This is a genomic window from Streptomyces sp. C, from assembly GCF_000158895.1.
Classification (GTDB): Bacteria; Actinomycetota; Actinomycetes; order Streptomycetales; family Streptomycetaceae; genus Streptomyces; species Streptomyces racemochromogenes.
This window is the reverse complement of the sequence record NZ_GG657750.1, coordinates 956,967-972,552: the sequence shown is the minus strand read 5'-3', so window position 1 is coordinate 972,552 and position 15,586 is coordinate 956,967. Positions and strand designations below refer to the sequence as shown.

Below are 15,586 nucleotides of genomic sequence, written 5' to 3'. Positions count from 1 at the left end.
CCTTCCCGGTCTTCAACGGCACCGGCGCGAACGTCACCGCCCTCCAGGCGATGACCGACCGCTGGGGCGCCGTGATCTGCGCCAAGACCGCCCACATCAACGTGGACGAGGGCGGCGCCCCGGAGCGGATGGCCGGCCTCAAGCTGCTCGCCGTGCCCACCCCGGACGGCAAGCTCACCCCCGAGCTGATCGACCAGGAGGCCTGGGGCTTCGAGGACGAGCACCGGGCGATGCCCCAGGTCGTCTCGATCACCCAGAACACCGAGCTCGGCACGGTCTACACCCCGGACGAGATCAGGGCGATCTGCGAGCACGCCCACGGCCTCGGCATGAAGGTGCACCTCGACGGTGCCCGGATAGCCAACGCCGCGGCCTCGCTCGACGTGCCGATGCGCACCTTCACCAACACGGTGGGCGTCGACGTGCTGTCGTACGGCGGCACCAAGAACGGCATGATGTTCGGCGAGGCCGTGGTCGTGGTGAACCCGGACGCCGTCCGGCAGATGAAGCACATCCGCAAGATGTCGATGCAGCTCGCCTCCAAGATGCGCTTCGTGTCGGTGCAACTGGAGGCCCTGCTCGCGAAGGACCTGTGGCTGCGCAACGCCCGCCACGCCAACGCGATGGCGCAGCGGCTCGCGGCCGGTGTGCGCGAGACCGACGGGGTGGAGATCCTCTACCCGGTGCAGGCCAACGCCGTCTTCGCGAAGCTGCCCCACGAGGTGTCGCGCCGGCTCCAGGAGCGGTACCGCTTCTACTTCTGGGACGAGGCCGCCGGCCACGTCCGCTGGATGTGCGGCTACGACACCCAGGAAGAGGACGTGGACGGCTTCCTCCAGGCGCTCAAGGAGGAGCTGTCCCGCTAGCCGCTCCCTCTCGCATAGCTGAATAAATATGCCTCCGACCGTAAAATTATTGATCTACGGTCGGAGGCATGCCTATGCTCCCGCCCATGCAGCTCATCCAGCAGGACCCAGACATCCATGCCTACTTGGCCTCCAGTGAGGTCATCGACCACTGGCACCCCCTGGTGCAGGAGACCGCCGACGCCCTCTGGTCGGCCACCCAAGACGCATATTCATACGCCAAAGTGGCCTTCGAATTCGTCCGGGACACCATCCCGCACTCGGCCGACTCCGGCGACCCGCGCGTCTCCTGGCGCGCCTCCGACGTGCTCGCCACCCGCAACGGCATCTGCTACGCCAAGTCCCACGCCCTCGTCGCCCTGCTGCGCGCCCAGGGCATCCCCGCGGCCCTCTGCTACCAGCGCCTGACCGAGGACGACGGCTCGGACCCCGCCGTCCACGGCCTCGTCGCCGTCCGGCTGCCCGGCGCCGCGAACTGGTCCCGGATCGACCCGCGCGGCAACAAGCCCGGCGTCGACGCGCAGTTCAGCCTCGACCGGGAGCGGCTCGCCTTCCCGGTCCGTCCCGAGCTCGGCGAGATCGACTACCCCGAGCTCCACGCCGCCCCGCACCCCGCCGCACTCAGGGCGCTCCAGGGGTCCGCGGACCGGCCGGAGCTGTGGCGGAACCTTCCGACGGCTCTGTGACCCCCTCGGCCGGTACGGGCTTCCGTCCCGCCACCAGCGCGTGCAGCGCGGCGGCCGCGAGCTGCAGTACGGCGATCCCGAGCAGCAGCGTCCACGGCGGCGCGGCGGCGGCCAGCCCCACGAGGGCGGCGCCGGTCGAAGCCGCCGTGATCTTCAGCCCCGCCCCCAGCGTGAACACCTGCGGCCGCACCGCCGCCGGGGCGTTCTCCGAGCGGATCCGCAGCGTGGCCGTCAGCAGCGGCCCGTCGCAGTAGCCGGCCACCGCGAACGCCACCGCCGTCAGCGCCACCGACGGCGTGAACGCGGCCGCCGCGAGGGCCACCCCGGTCCCCGCCATGCCCCAGCGGGCCAGCCGGCCCGGCGCCACGGCCGTCATCCGGCCCAGCGTCAGGGACCCGGCCAGCGCACCCGCCGCGAAGGCCGTCATCAGCACCCCGCCCGCGCCGGGACTGCCGAGCCCGGTCGCCAGCAGCACCGAGGTGGTGGTCAGCGACCCGATGCCGACGAAGGCCAGGGTGGTCGCCGAGGTGATGGCCCTCAGCTCCCGGACCCGCCACAGGGCGGCCAGCCCCGCCCCCAGCCCGGCGCGGGGCCCGTCAGGGGAGCGGCCCGCGCCCGGGTCCGCGTACGGCAGGGACGCCGCCAGCAGTGCCGCCAGCGCCGCCGAAGCCGCCAGCGCCGCCATCGCGGGCCCGGCCGAGAGCACCGCCCCGACCACGCTGACCGCCGCCGGGGCCGTCACCGCCGCCGCGTTGTAGGTGGAGGCGTCCCAGCCGTACGCCCGGTCCCGCGCGGGGCCCGCCGGCAGCAGTCCCGCGACCAGGCTGGAGAGCCCGCCGGTCACCACGGTGCAGGTCCCCACAACAAAAAACGCCGCCGCCAGCACCACCGGCACCGGAGCCCGGCCCAGCAGCGCCGACAGCGCCGCCACCGCCACCGTGAACCCCGCCAGCGCGCCCGCGTAGAACAGCCGCGGCCGCCGGGCCCGGGCCGCCGCGGTTCCCGCCAGCGGCGCGGCCAGCACGTGCGGCGCCAGCCAGGCGGTCAGCACGAACGCCCCGTGGGCCGCGCTGCCGGTGCGCTCCACGGCCAGCAGCACGACCGCCATCCCCATGCCCTCGGACGCGAAGCGCGCGGCCAGAGCCGCCGCCAGATACCGCCCGAACCCGCCCATCGGCGAACCCCCTCCGCGTTCGGTAACGTGTTAAGCGGAAAAGACGTTACGTCAGACGAGTGCAGGATGAAAGGATCCGTGCATGGCGGACCGGCGGAACCCGAGCGGCGGCTTCGCGGCGGCCGACAGGCTGATCGAGCTCGCCGAGGCGGTCCGCGCGGACCCGGCGCTGCCGCGCGCGGCCCTGGCGCAGCTGCTCGCCCGGCACGGGGAACGCCCGGAGGAGCTCGCCCCGGAGGTCTTCACGGAGGCGGAGGCGGACGAACTGCGCGCCGCGGTCCGGCGCATGGCGGAGGTCCTCGCCGAGACCGACGAGGACCGCGCGGCCGCCGCCCTCAACGCCCTGCTGGAGGAGTGCGCCACCCGGCCCCGGCTGACCCGGCACGACGGCCACCCCTGGCACCTGCACGTGGACCGGGGCGACGGGGCGGACTGGGGGGAGTGGTTCCTCGCCTCCGGCGCCCTCGTCCTCGCCCGGCTGCTCACCGAGTACGGGCGCCTCGCCTGGGGCGCCTGCGCCGCGGCCGGCTGCGGCCGGCTCTTCCTCGCCACCGGCCCCGGCAGCGCCCGCCGCTACTGCACCCCGGCGTGCGCCACGCGCGCCAGGGTCGCCGCCCACCGGCGCCGCAGGCGCGACGGCACGGCCCCGGATCCGGCGGGCACCCGGGCCGACAGGCCGGCGGACGGGGCGGCCGGGCCGTAGCTAGTTGGCCTCGCGCTCCTTGACCGGCGCGGCCGTCGGGGCGGTGCCGCCGAGGTGGGCCGGGAGCCACCACGAGTCCGCGGAGCCCTGCGGCTTGGCCGGATAGGCGCTCTGCGCCGCCTCCAGCAGCTCCTGCACGCGCTCGCGCAGACGGCGGGTGATGGCGCCCGCGAACTGGTCCTTAGGCGCCTCGATCGGCTCGCCGACGCGCATCGTCACGGGGATGTGGCTGCGCTTGAGGTCCTTCGGGCGGCCCTTGGTCCACAGCCGCTGCGTACCCCACAGGGCCACCGGGATCAGCGGGACACCGGCCTCCTGGGCCATGCGCGCCGCACCCGACTTGAAGCTCTTGAGGGTGAACGACTGGGAGATCGTCGCCTCCGGGAACACCCCGATGATCTCGCCGGAGCGCAGCGAGTCCAGCGCGTGCTGGTACGCGGTCTCGCCCTGCTGGCGGTCCACCGGGATGTGCTTCATCGCGCGCATCAGCGGCCCCGAGACCTTGTGCCGGAACACCGACTCCTTGGCCATGAAGCGGACCAGGCGCTTCTGCGGGCGCGCGGTCAGGCCGGCGAAGATGAAGTCCAGGTAGCCGATGTGGTTCGACACGAGGACCGCCCCGCCCTTGCGCGGGATGTTCTCGGTGCCCTTCATGTCGATCCGGATGTCCAGCGCACGGAAGAGGGTGTGCGCGGCACCGATCACCGGGGGGTATACGAGCTCAGCCATGATGGGGAGACCCCGCTTTCTGCCTGGGGAGGTGCTCCCGGCCGGAAGTTACGGCAGCGTAGGTACGCGGCCATTGGGGATCGTGCCCCAAACGCGGCCCGCTGGCCAGCCCAGACGCCCGCGCCGGGCGAGATTCTCGTCACGCGGGGAATGCCGGGCGCCGGACGGGTGCTCGGACCAGGGTACGTACATGCGAACAGGGCGGACGGGAGCGGGTGTGCGCGGGCACGGAGAAGGAACGCCGGGGACGGGCGGGCAGGGAGCCCTCGGCGCCGCCGAGCTGGGCCGGGAGCCGGGGGAGCGGGCCAGTCTGGTCCAGTTCTCCACCGCCTTCTGCCAGCCCTGCCGGGGCACCCGCAGGATCCTCGCCGAAGTCGCCGAAATGGTGGACGGCGTCGAGCACATCGAGATCGACGCCGAGCGCAACCTCGAACTCGTGCGCGCCCTCGGCATCGAGAAGACCCCCACCGTGCTCGTCCTGGACGCCTCCGGGCGCGTCGTCCGGCGCGCGGCCGGGATGCCGCGCAAGGCCGACGTGATCGCCGCACTGGGGGCCGCGGTGTGACGGACGCGCCGGTACGCGCGCCCGCACGCAGCGTGACGCGCCTGACATCTGCCCGCTGCGGCTTGACTGCGCGCGCGTGAGATCGCCAGGCTGGCCGCATGCGGTATGAACTCCTGCTTTACGGGCGGCTCCACGTGGACCTCGTCCGCCATGCGAGCGCGCGCTGTCGGGACCGCTGAAGGCCCCCGTCCAGGCCCGTCCAGGCCCCCGGCCCCCGGTCCCCCCAGCACGCCCGCGACCCCGCGGCAGAAGGAAGCATCCCCCATGACGGCCCCCACGGCCCCGCCCGTGTCCCTCGGTTCCGCCGACGGCCCCCTGCCCGGCTCCCCCGAACTCCTGCGCTCCGTCTTCCGGCGGCACGCCGCGGGCGTCGCGGTGATCACCGCCGAGACCGGGGGGCGGCCCGCCGGGTTCACCGCGACCTCGCTCAACTCCGTCTCCGCCGACCCGCCACTGCTCTCGTTCACCATCGGCACCGGCGCCTCCAGCTGGCCGGCGGTGCGCGACAGCGCGTACCTCGGCGTCCACATACTCGGCGAGCACCAGCGGGAGCTGGCCGGCCTCTTCGCGCGCAGCGGCGCCGACCGCTTCGGGGCGCAGACCGAGTGGGCCCCCGGCCCGCACGGCGTGCCGCTGCTCGGCGGGGTGCTGGCCTGGATGGTGTGCCGGGTGGTCGCGCGGGTGCCCGCGGGGGCGCACCGGGTGGTCATCGCCGAGGCGGTCGCCGGGGACCCGGCCGGGGAGGGCCGCCCCCTGCTGTACCACCAGGGGCGCTTCAACGCGTTGCGGGACTGAATCGTCCCTGCTGGGGCGGGTTCGGGCGGCGTTGGACAGATCACAGTTCAGCGGCCTTGCAACCGGGGAAGACCCACTGTGTACTGACGAGTAACATTCCCTTCGGAGCGCGGGCCGCCCCGACCGGGACCCGCCCTACAAGGCGCCTATGCTGCCTGCACAAGGCGGTTTCAGAAAAAGACGATGCGGTAGGAGAGCCGGCGTGAGCCTGAGGATCGTTGTCTGTGTGAAGTACGTGCCCGACGCCACCGGTGACCGGCACTTCGCCGATGACCTGACCGTCGACCGCGACGACGTCGACGGTCTGCTGTCGGAGCTCGACGAGTACGCCGTCGAGCAGGCGCTGCAGATCGCCGACGAGGCGGACGAGGCCGAGATCACCGTCCTGACGGTGGGCCCCGAGGACGCCAAGGACGCGCTGCGCAAGGCGCTGTCGATGGGTGCGGACAAGGCCATCCACGTCGAGGACGACGACCTGCACGGCACCGACGTCATCGGTACCTCGCTGGTCCTCGCGAAGGCGATCGAGAAGGCCGGCTACGACCTGGTCATCACGGGCATGGCCTCGACCGACGGCACCATGGGCGTCCTCCCGGCGATCCTGGCCGAGCGCCTGGGCGTCCCGCAGGTCACCCTGCTCTCCGAGGTCAAGGTTGAGGACGGCACCGTCACGGGCCGCCGCGACGGCGACTCCGCGAGCGAGCAGCTGGAGGCCTCCCTCCCGGCCGTCGTCTCGGTGACGGACCAGTCGGGCGAGGCCCGCTACCCGTCCTTCAAGGGCATCATGGCCGCCAAGAAGAAGCCGGTGGAGTCCTGGGACCTGTCGGACCTGGACTTGGAGGCCGAGGAGGTCGGCCTGGAGGGCGCCTACACCGCGGTCGACTCCGCGGCCCAGCGTCCGGCCCGCACCGCCGGCACGATCGTCAAGGACGAGGGCGAGGGCGGCAAGCAGCTGGCCGAGTTCCTGGCCGGCCAGAAGTTCATCTAAGAGCTTCGGCCACCCCTCTCAAGCCCCCAGACACTTCGCAACAGCAGGAGAGCAGTCCCATGGCTGAAGTTCTCGTCTACGTCGACCACGTGGACGGTGCCGTCCGCAAGCCCACCCTCGAGCTGCTGACGCTGGCCCGCCGCGTCGGCGAGCCCGTCGCCGTCGCCCTGGGCGCCGGTGCCGAGGCCACCGCCGCCGTGCTCGCCGAGCACGGTGCCGTCAAGGTCCTCACCGCCGACGCCCCCGAGTTCGCCGACTACCTCGTCGTACCGAAGGTGGACGCGCTGCAGGCCGCGTACGACGCCGTGTCCCCGGCGGCCGTGCTCGTCCCGGTCTCCGCCGAGGGCAAGGAGATCGCCGCGCGCCTCGCCGTGCGCATCGGCTCCGGCATCATCACCGACGCCGTCGACCTGGAGGCCGGTGACGAGGGTCCGGTCGCGACCCAGGCCGCCTTCGCCGCGTCGTTCACCACCAAGTCCCGCGTGTCCAAGGGCACCCCGGTCATCACCGTGAAGCCGAACTCGGCCCCGGTCGAGGCCGCCCCGGCCGCCGGCGCCGTCGAGGCGCTCGCCGTCACCTTCGGCGCCCTGGCCACCGGCACCAAGGTCGTCTCCCGCACCCCGCGCGAGTCGACCGGCCGTCCGGAGCTGACCGAGGCCGCGATCGTGGTCTCCGGCGGCCGCGGCGTCAACGGTGCCGAGAACTTCGCGATCATCGAGGACCTCGCGGACTCCCTCGGTGCCGCCGTCGGCGCCTCGCGCGCCGCCGTCGACGCCGGCTGGTACCCGCACTCCAACCAGGTCGGCCAGACCGGCAAGTCGGTCTCCCCGCAGCTGTACATCGCCTCCGGCATCTCCGGCGCGATCCAGCACCGGGCCGGCATGCAGACCTCGAAGACCATCGTGGCCATCAACAAGGACGCCGAGGCCCCGATCTTCGACCTGGTCGACTACGGCGTGGTCGGCGACCTCTTCGAGGTCGTCCCGCAGCTGACGGGCGAGATCAAGGCGCGCAAGGGCTGACACCGGGCCGACCCGGCGCCTGGTCCCTGACCTGCGCATCTCTTGGCCTACGGGGCCGTGTGGTGATTGTCACCGCACGGCCCCGAGTCGTTTGTCCCAGGCGGTGGAGGGACCATTGACTGAGCGGAACCCCGTGACTAAATTCTGCTATGCGGATCTAAGCTTCCGTGAAGCGGAAAAGAGGAGAGTGCACGATGGGTCAGCAGGAGAAGGTGGCGACGAGCCTCGCAGGCGCGGTCAGCGAGGGCATCAGCGCCTCCCTGGCGCCGGTGGACGCGGAACTCGCGCGTCACTACCCGGGCGACCCCGGCACCCGCCAGCCCATCCACACCGTCTACGTCCCCGGTGACGTCTTCGCGGCCGACACCGTCCGCTCCTGGGGCGACCAGGCCCTCGCGGCCATGGACGAGCACGCCCCGGACGCCGCCACCTTCGCCAAGGTACTCGGCATCTCCGACGAGCTGGCCGTACCGGTCTACGACCGCGTCCGCGCCAAGCTCGCCACCGAGCCCATCGAGGACCTCCGCGTCGACTTCGAGGACGGCTTCGGCGTCCGCTCCGACGAGGAGGAGGACCAGGCCGCGGCCCGCGCCGCCCGCCTGATCTCCGAGGCCTACTCCAACGGCACCAACGCCCCGTACATGGGCATCCGCATGAAGTGCATGGAGTCCAACGTCCGCGACCGCGGCATCCGCACCACCGACGTCTTCCTCTCCGGCCTGCTCGCCCACGGCGGCCTCCCGGACAACCTGGTCCTGACCCTGCCCAAGGTCACCTACGCCGAGCAGGTCACCGCCTTCGTGCAGCTGCTGGAGGCCTTCGAGTCGGCCCGCGGCCTGCGCACCGGCCGGATCGGATTCGAGATCCAGATCGAGACCAGCCAGTCCATCCTGGCCTCCGACGGCACCGCCACCGTGGCCCGGATGATCGAGGCGTCCAGGGGCCGCGCCACCGGCCTGCACTACGGCACCTTCGACTACAGCGCCTGCGTCGGCGTCTCCGCCGCCTACCAGGCCAGCGACCACCCCGCCGCCGACCACGCGAAGGCGATCATGCAGGTCGCCGCGGCCGGCACCGGCGTACGCGTCTCCGACGGCTCGACCAACGTGCTGCCCATCGGCACCACCGAGAAGGTCCACGAGGGCTGGAAGCTGCACTACGGCCTCACCCGCCGCGCCCTGGCCCGCGCCTACTACCAGGGCTGGGACATGCACCCGGCGCACCTGCCGACCCGCTACGCCGCCGTCTTCACCTTCTACCGCGAGGGCCTGGAGACCGCCGCCGCCCGCCTGAAGGCGTACGTCGCCAAGATCGAGGGCGACGTCATGGACGAGCCCGCCACCGCCAAGGCCCTGGCCGGCTACCTGGTCCGCGGCCTCGACTGCGGCGCCGTCGGCGCCGACGAGGTCACCGCCCTCACCGGCCTCACCCGCGCCGAACTGGACGCCTTCGCGATCCCGCGCCGCTCGGCCACCCTGACGGCGACCGCCTGATCCCCACGCCCGCGCCCGGCCCGGCCCCGGATCACCGGGGCCGGGCCGTCGGCGTGAGCCAGCAGCGCAGGGTGCCGTCGCTCCCGGCCGAGGCCAGCAGGCTGGAGTCGGGGGAGAAAGCGACGCCCCGGACGGCGCCGGTGTGCCCGGTCAGGGGCAGGTCGGTGGCGGGCTCACCGGTGGCGGTGTCCCAGACCTGCACGGTGCCGTCTTCGCTCGCGCTGGCCAGCCGGTGCCCCTGGGGCGAGAAGGCGAGGTCGTGAACGGCGCCGGTGTGCCCGGAGAGGCGGCGGCCGGGGGTGCCGGGCGCGGTCACGTCCCACAGTAGGACTTCCCCGTCGGCGTCACCGGTGGCCAGCCGGTGCCCGTCGGGGGAGAAGGCCAGGGCTCCGACGGAGTTGAGGTGGCCCTCGAGCTCCGGCCCCGGCGGTGCGTGCGCCGTGGGATCCCACACCACCACCCGCTCGTCCATCGCGGCGGCGAGCAGGCTCCCGTCCGCAGCGGCGGCCAGGGCGAACACGTCGGCCACCCCGGCCGGCACGTGGCCGGCGTTCCGGCCGTCGGTCGCGTCCAGGACGGACACCCGCCACTCCGCACTGATGAAGGCCACCCTCCGGTCGCCGCAGAAGGCGACGCGCGACACCAGCGAAACACCGCGGCCGAGCGGCCTGCCCCGGGTCCACAGCTCGGCCGGGCCGCCCTCGTGCGGGAAGTCCACCCCCCAAGGGGCCGTCCCGGTCGGCGCGGTCAGGGTCTCGGGCAGCCGGAGGCGTGCCGCCGGGTCCCAGGTGTGGACCTGGCCGTCCTGCGCCCGGACCAGGAGGCGGGCCCCGTCCGGCGAGAAGGCGAGCCGGTGCATGGCGGTTCCGCCTGCCCCGGCGAGGGGCGGCAGGGACACGGCCTGACGCTGCTCCAGGGCCGCGTCGAGGGCCCGTACGGCGAGCGGCCGGGGCGGCGTGGCTTCCGCCTGAGGTGTCTCGTGGTAGACGATCAGGCTGTCGCTCTCGCCGCAGACGACCAGCACCCGGCCGTCGGGGGACAGCGCCGGCGAGCTGAACGGACCCTTGTGCACGGTCAGCGGCCGACCCAGGGGCTCACCGGTCGCGGGGTCCCACAGGCGTACGGTGTCGCTGTTGTCCACGGAGGCCAGCCGGCGGCCGTCCGCGGAGAACGTCAGCCTGCCGCCGTGGTCGGCGGATTCGGGCAGGCTGCGCACGAGGGCGTGGGTCGAGGTGTCCCACAACGACGTCGTCTCGCGGCCGGTCGCGGCCAGCAGGGCGCCGTCGGCGGAGAACGTGGCTCCGAACCCCGGACGCAGGTTCTCGGCGAGGCGCGTACCAACGCTCGAATCGGTTCCGAAATCCCACAGGAACAGCGACTGCTGGTGGCCGAAGGCGGCCCGGACCCGGCCGTCGGAGAGACAGACCAAGGCCTTGACCTCTCCGTTGGGACCGATCAGCGGCGGTCCGACCGGTTTCCGGGTGGCCACGTCCCAGCGGATGATGACGTTGACGTCGTCTGCCGTGACCAGGATCTGGCCGTCCGGCGTGAAGGCGACGGCGTCGACGGATCCGTCGTGGCCCAGCATGGGCGGCCCCGCCGGCTCGAGGGTGGCGGTGTCCCACAGGCGCACCGTGCCGTGCATGTCTCCGACGGCCAGGACCCCGCTGCTCGGGGAGAAGGACAGCGAGAGGGCGGCGGTCTCTCCCTTGAGATCGCCGAGTCGGACCCCGCGGACGGGGTCCCACAGGTGCACCACTCCGTCGTGGTTCTCCCTCACTCCGGACACGGCGAGGATCCGGCCGTCGGGGGAGAACGCCGCGCAGTAGTTGTTGTCCATCCATGTGACGAGTACGTGGGCCATGTCGAAGCCCGTCCCGCGGGTGGGAACGCGGAGTTCTGCCGGTGGGGGGCGCCGGACCGGCTCCAGGGCGGCCAGTTCGCGCCAGCGGCGACGCCAGGGCTCCAGCTCGGGGGAGTTGTGGGGCGGCACGGGCCGCTCCGCTCCGAACGCGTCGTACGCGTGGAGGATCCGCACCAGGCCCATCAGCCGGTCCAGCCCCAGCAGCCGTTCACCCCGGAAGGCCTCGCTCTGGGTGGCCACCGGCAACCGGATCCCGGTCGCGGACCTCGCCGCGCGTGCTGCGAGGTCACGGTACGAAGGCTTGCCGCGCTCGATCCGCAGATGCCGCAAGTCAGCGGCGAGCGCAGCGAGTTCTTCCTTGAACGTAGGCACGCTTCTCATTACCGGCCAGGTTATGCGGGTACGGACGGGTCCGCCGGACGATCCCGAACAGTGCCGAACGCGCCCGTGTCCGGCGCCGGTTCCGGATTCGTTCGGCGGAGGCCGTCCCCCCGTGCGCGGCACGCTGCAATCGGAGCATGACCACAGCCCCGGACACCGATCCGCCCCTGCTCACCCTGCACGCCGCCGTCGTGCTGCTCGGCGCCGTGCTCGCCGCGCTCGTCACCGGCGGGCTGAGTTACCTCGGCGGGGTGCCGGTCCCGCTCGCCGTGCTTGCCGGGCTCACCGCCGCCGGCGGGGCCGTGCCCGTGTTGCGGGCGCTCATCCGCTGACCGGCGGGATCTCGCCCGAGCCGCGGGGGACCAGGCGGGTGGGGAGTTCGATGCGGGTCGGGGGGAGGGGGGTGCCCGCCAGGCGCTGGAAGAGGCGGTCCGTGGCCACCCGGCCCAGCGCCGCCGGGTCCTGTGCGACCACCGTGACGCCCGGGCGCAGCAGGTCGGCGAGCTCGAAGTCGTCGAAGCCGACCAGGGCCACCGGCCGGGGGAGCGCCGCGAGGACCCGTACGACGGTGACGGTGACCCGGTTGTTGCCGGCGAAGACGGCGGTGACCGGCTCCGGGCCCGCCAGCATCGCGCCGGCCGCCGCCGCCACCCGTTCCGGGGCCGTCGAGCCGAGGGACACCCAGGCCCGCGACACCGGGAGGCCCGCCCCGGCCATGGCCTCGCGGTAGCCGCGCAGGCGTTCCGTCGCGGTGTGGATGCGGGGGTGGTCGCCGATGAACCCGATCCTGCGGTGCCCGGCCGCGATCAGGTGCGCCACCCCGTCCCGGGCGCCGCCGAAGCTGTCCGAGAGGACGACGTCCGCCTCGATCCCGCCCGCCGGGCGGTCCACGAACACGGTGGCCACCCCCGCCCGGATCTCGGGTTCCAGGTAGCGGTGGTCGTCCCCGGCGGGGATCACGATCAGCCCGTCCACCCGGCGGGCGCACAGCGCGAGCGCCAACTCCCGCTCGCGGTCCGGGTCCTCGGCGCTGGAGCCGTTGATGAGCAGGGCGCCGTGGGTGCGCGCCACCTCCTCGACGGCCCGGTTGAGGGGGCCGTAGAAGGGGTCGGCGAGGTCCTCCAGGACCAGGCCGACGGTGGCGGTGCGGCCCTTGCGGAGCACCCGCGCGCTGTCGTTGCGGCGGAAGCCGAGCTCCTCGATGGCCGTCTGCACCCGCCGCTCGGTGTCGGGGGTCACCCCCGGCTCGCCGTTGACGACCCGCGAGACCGTCTTCAGGCCGACGCCCGCCCGGGCCGCCACGTCCTTCATGGTCGGCCGGTTGCCGTAGCGGGGCTCGGACGGGTGGCGGGTCTGCGGCACGGCGGGGGAACCTCCGGAGGCGTCGGGCGTCGGGCGTCGGGCGTCGGGCGGCGGGCGGCGGGCGGGACGGAAGGGCTCCCGCCCCGGCGGTGATCCAGGCTCGCCCCCGAGCATAAGCACTCGGCCGGCGGGCGGGTTTCCATGGCAGGGTGGGGCGGGCAAGCCACCGGGGGGCTTCGAGGCGAGCCACAGGGAGAGGGGTAGACGTGATTGTCTGGATCAACGGCACTTTCGGTGCCGGGAAGACCAGCACGGCCCGTGAACTGGCCGGACTCCTTCCGGACAGCAGCCTGTACGACCCGGAGCTCATCGGCGACGCGCTGCGCCGGCTGCTGCCGCCCAAACGCCTCGCCGAGGTCGACGACTACCAGGACCTCCCGATCTGGCGGCGGCTGGTCGTGGACACGGCGGCGGCGATGCTGGCGGAGCTGGGCGGGGTCCTGGTCGTGCCGATGACGCTGCTGCGGCAGGAGTACCGCGACGAGATCTTCGGCGGCCTCGCGGCGCGCCGGATCCCGGTGCGGCACGTGCTGCTGGCCCCGGAGGAAACGATCCTGCGGGAACGCATCGCCACCCGTCAGGAGCCGGGCGCGCCCGAGGTGGTGGACGTACGGGTCCGCCAGTGGGCGTACGACCACATCCCGGCGTACCGGCAGGCCCTGGGCTGGCTCAGCGCCGACGCGCACCTCGTCGACAACGGGCGCCTGACGGTACGGGAGACGGCGCAGCGCATCGCCGACGCCGTACGCACCGGCACGGCGGCGGTCTGCGACATCGTGCAGACCCCGGAGCCGACGCGCGAGACGGTGGCGGCGGGGGTCCTGCTCTTCGACGACCGGGACCGGGTCCTCCTGGTGGATCCGACGTACAAGCCGGGCTGGGAGTTCCCGGGCGGCGTGGTCGAACCGGGCGAGGCCCCGGCACGGGCGGGCGTGCGGGAGGTCGCCGAGGAACTCGGCCTGACGCTGGAGCAGCTCCCCGGGCTGCTCGTCGTCGACTGGGAGCCGCCCCGCCCCCCGGCCTACGGGGGACTGCGGCTGCTGTTCGACGGCGGGCGGCTGTCGGAGCCGGAGATCGCGCGGCTGCGGCTGCCCGGACCGGAACTGCGGGCCTGGCGCTTCGTCACCGAGTCCGAGGCCGCCGACCTGTTGCCGCCGCAGCGCCGGGAACGGCTGCACTGGGCCCTGCGCGCCCGCGAACGCGGCCACCCCCTCTACCTGGAGTCGGGCCGCCCCACCCCCTGACCCGGCCCGGACCCCGGTGGCGCGCACCGGGGTCCGGCCGTGCTCAGGCCGCCGCCGCCCGCGCGGCCTCCTGGAGGGCCTTCGCGGTGTCCTCGGTCCACGGGTCGCCGTGGCCGAAGCAGGCCACGGAAGGGGCGAGGGCGGCCAGCCGGCCGAAGGAGGCGATGGCCCGGTCCCGGTCGGTGTTGAAGACGCCCAGCATCACCTGGCCGACGCCCGCCACGCAGTCCCCCGTGAACAGGACCCCGTGCTCGGGCAGGTGCACGCCGATGCTGCCCGGCGTGTGCCCCGGGGCGTGGACCACGACCGCCCCGCCGCCGAAGTCCAGCACCTCGCCGTCCTCCAGCTCCCGGTCCACCCGGGTCGGCGGGGCCTCGGGGGTCGTCAGCCCGTGCGCGTAGAGCGGGACCTCCCAGTCCAGGAGCACCGGCTCGGGGACCGGCTGCTCGCCGCGCACCACCGGGGCGTCCAGCCGGTGGGCCAGCACCTGCGCGCCCCGGCGGGCGGCGAGTTCTCCGGCGGCGCCGACGTGGTCGCGGTGGCAGTGCGTCAGGACGATCCGCTCCAGCCGTCCGGGCTCCAGCCCGAGGGAACGCATCGCCTCCTCGATGGCGTCGGCGGAGCCGGCGTGCCCGGCGTCGATCAGGGTGAGGGCCCCGCCGTCCTGCCAGAGGTAGGCCTGGCCGATGGCGAAGCGCAGCATGTGGAGCCGGTCCGGGATGACTTCAACAAGATCCATGACGGCGACCGTAAGCGCCCCGCCCCGCCGCCGACGCCCGGCTTCGCCAGGAGCGGAGTACGCCCAGGGCGCACTGCGCCCTGGGCGTACAAAGGGGGTACCGCCGGCCGGCTTCGGGCCGTCAGACGCTCTTGGAGGCCGCGTAGTTCACCAGGAACAGGGCCTCGGCGACCGACAGCCGCTCCAGCTCCTCCGGGGACACGCTCTCGTTCACCGCGTGGATCTGCGCCTCGGGCTCGCTCAGCCCGATCAGCAGCATCTCCGCCTGCGGGTACAGGGACGTCAGCGTGTTGCACAGCGGGATGGACCCGCCCATGCCGCTGATCTGCATCTCCTGGCCGTCGTACGCCTCGCTGAGGGCCGCCGCCATCGACGCGTACGCCGGGCTGCTCGTGTCCGCCTGGAAGGGCTGGCCCTGACCGACGACCTCCAGCTCCAGCCGCGCCTTCCACGGCGTGTGCGCCACCAGGTGCGCCTCCAGCAGCTTGATGGCCTCGGCGGTGTCCACGCCCGGCGGCACGCGCAGGCTGATCAGCGCGCCGGCGCCCGCGTGCACGGACGGGGTCGCGCCGACGACCGGCGGGCAGTCGATGCCGAGCACGGTGACGGCGGGACGGGCCCACAACCGGTCGGCGATGGTGCCCTCACCGATCAGCTCGACCCCGTCGAGGACCTTCGCGTCGGCGCGGAAGTCGGCCTCCGGGTACTGCAGGCCCTCCCACACCGCGTCCGAGGCGAGACCGTCGACGGTCGTCGAACCGTCCTCGGAGCGCAGCGAGTCCAGCAGCCGGATCAGCGCGGCGAGCGCGTCGGGGGCCACACCGCCGAACATGCCCGAGTGCAGGTTCCCGCCCAGGGTGTCGATCCTGACCTTGATCAGGGTCATCCCGCGCAGGGTGGCCGTCACCGTCGGCAGGCCGAGGCGGAAAGTTGCCCGCGTCGCCGATGACGATCGTGTCGGCGGCCAGCAGCTCC

15 protein-coding genes and 1 pseudogene are annotated in these 15,586 nt (G+C 73.6%); 10 read left to right on the top strand and 6 right to left on the bottom strand.

What is annotated here, in order from left to right:
• A partial coding sequence (locus tag SSNG_RS04310; protein WP_007262577.1) for a low specificity L-threonine aldolase occupies nucleotides 1–866 on the top strand: 866 nt, incomplete at its 5' end.
• A gap of 86 nt (nucleotides 867–952) precedes the next feature.
• The gene (locus tag SSNG_RS04305; protein WP_007262576.1) at nucleotides 953–1,552 is read left to right on the top strand and encodes a transglutaminase family protein; all 600 of its coding nucleotides are present in this window, start codon (nucleotides 953–955) and stop codon (nucleotides 1,550–1,552) included.
• Here SSNG_RS04305 and SSNG_RS04300 read toward each other — a convergent pair.
• A complete protein-coding gene (locus tag SSNG_RS04300) occupies nucleotides 1,488–2,726 on the bottom strand; it encodes a hypothetical protein (RefSeq protein WP_007262575.1) in 1,239 nt (412 codons plus the stop codon). The genes SSNG_RS04305 and SSNG_RS04300 overlap by 65 nt on opposite strands.
• A gap of 82 nt (nucleotides 2,727–2,808) precedes the next feature.
• Here SSNG_RS04300 and SSNG_RS04295 point away from each other — a divergent pair, with 82 nt between their 5' ends.
• Nucleotides 2,809–3,429, top strand: a complete 621-nt coding sequence (locus SSNG_RS04295) for a CGNR zinc finger domain-containing protein (RefSeq protein WP_007262574.1) — start codon at nucleotides 2,809–2,811, stop codon at nucleotides 3,427–3,429.
• Here the strand turns inward: SSNG_RS04295 and SSNG_RS04290 are convergent, their stop codons facing one another.
• Nucleotides 3,430–4,158, bottom strand: a complete 729-nt coding sequence (locus SSNG_RS04290) for a lysophospholipid acyltransferase family protein (RefSeq protein WP_007262573.1) — start codon at nucleotides 4,156–4,158, stop codon at nucleotides 3,430–3,432.
• A gap of 217 nt (nucleotides 4,159–4,375) precedes the next feature.
• Between SSNG_RS04290 and SSNG_RS04285 the strand changes: the two genes are divergently transcribed.
• From SSNG_RS04285 to SSNG_RS04265, 5 genes are all read left to right on the top strand, one after another.
• Nucleotides 4,376–4,723 carry a thioredoxin family protein gene (locus SSNG_RS04285; RefSeq protein WP_042800517.1) on the top strand — a complete coding sequence of 116 codons (348 nt, stop codon included), beginning with the start codon at nucleotides 4,376–4,378 and terminating at the stop codon, nucleotides 4,721–4,723.
• 264 nt (nucleotides 4,724–4,987) lie between these two features.
• Nucleotides 4,988–5,518, top strand: coding sequence for a flavin reductase family protein (locus SSNG_RS04280; RefSeq protein ID WP_042800516.1), 531 nt, complete (start codon nucleotides 4,988–4,990; stop codon nucleotides 5,516–5,518).
• A gap of 202 nt (nucleotides 5,519–5,720) precedes the next feature.
• Nucleotides 5,721–6,506 carry an electron transfer flavoprotein subunit beta/FixA family protein gene (locus SSNG_RS04275; protein ID WP_007262570.1) on the top strand — a complete coding sequence of 262 codons (786 nt, stop codon included), beginning with the start codon at nucleotides 5,721–5,723 and terminating at the stop codon, nucleotides 6,504–6,506.
• A 59-nt stretch (nucleotides 6,507–6,565) separates the two neighbouring features.
• Entirely contained in the window at nucleotides 6,566–7,528 is a 963-nt protein-coding gene (locus SSNG_RS04270) for an electron transfer flavoprotein subunit alpha/FixB family protein (protein WP_007262569.1), read from the top strand.
• Nucleotides 7,529–7,722: 194 nt separating this feature from the next.
• Nucleotides 7,723–9,021: an aldolase/citrate lyase family protein gene (locus SSNG_RS04265; protein ID WP_007262568.1), complete on the top strand. Its 1,299-nt coding sequence runs from the start codon at nucleotides 7,723–7,725 to the stop codon at nucleotides 9,019–9,021.
• Nucleotides 9,022–9,052: 31 nt separating this feature from the next.
• Here the strand turns inward: SSNG_RS04265 and SSNG_RS04260 are convergent, their stop codons facing one another.
• The gene (locus SSNG_RS04260) at nucleotides 9,053–11,125 is read right to left on the bottom strand and encodes a WD40 repeat domain-containing protein (protein ID WP_042800513.1); all 2,073 of its coding nucleotides are present in this window, start codon (nucleotides 11,123–11,125) and stop codon (nucleotides 9,053–9,055) included.
• 278 nt (nucleotides 11,126–11,403) lie between these two features.
• Between SSNG_RS04260 and SSNG_RS04255 the strand changes: the two genes are divergently transcribed.
• Nucleotides 11,404–11,598, top strand: a complete 195-nt coding sequence (locus SSNG_RS04255; protein WP_007262566.1) for a hypothetical protein — start codon at nucleotides 11,404–11,406, stop codon at nucleotides 11,596–11,598.
• Here SSNG_RS04255 and SSNG_RS04250 read toward each other — a convergent pair.
• A complete protein-coding gene (locus SSNG_RS04250; protein ID WP_128637369.1) occupies nucleotides 11,588–12,577 on the bottom strand; it encodes a LacI family DNA-binding transcriptional regulator in 990 nt (329 codons plus the stop codon). The genes SSNG_RS04255 and SSNG_RS04250 overlap by 11 nt on opposite strands.
• A 257-nt stretch (nucleotides 12,578–12,834) precedes the next feature.
• Here SSNG_RS04250 and SSNG_RS04245 point away from each other — a divergent pair, with 257 nt between their 5' ends.
• Complete coding sequence (locus SSNG_RS04245) at nucleotides 12,835–13,872, top strand: NUDIX hydrolase (RefSeq protein WP_007262564.1); 1,038 nt, start codon at nucleotides 12,835–12,837, stop codon at nucleotides 13,870–13,872.
• A gap of 43 nt (nucleotides 13,873–13,915) precedes the next feature.
• Here the strand turns inward: SSNG_RS04245 and SSNG_RS04240 are convergent, their stop codons facing one another.
• The gene (locus SSNG_RS04240; RefSeq protein ID WP_007262563.1) at nucleotides 13,916–14,611 is read right to left on the bottom strand and encodes an MBL fold metallo-hydrolase; all 696 of its coding nucleotides are present in this window, start codon (nucleotides 14,609–14,611) and stop codon (nucleotides 13,916–13,918) included.
• A 121-nt stretch (nucleotides 14,612–14,732) separates the two neighbouring features.
• A pseudogene (locus SSNG_RS04235) lies at nucleotides 14,733–15,586 on the bottom strand (M20/M25/M40 family metallo-hydrolase); the annotation flags it as partial.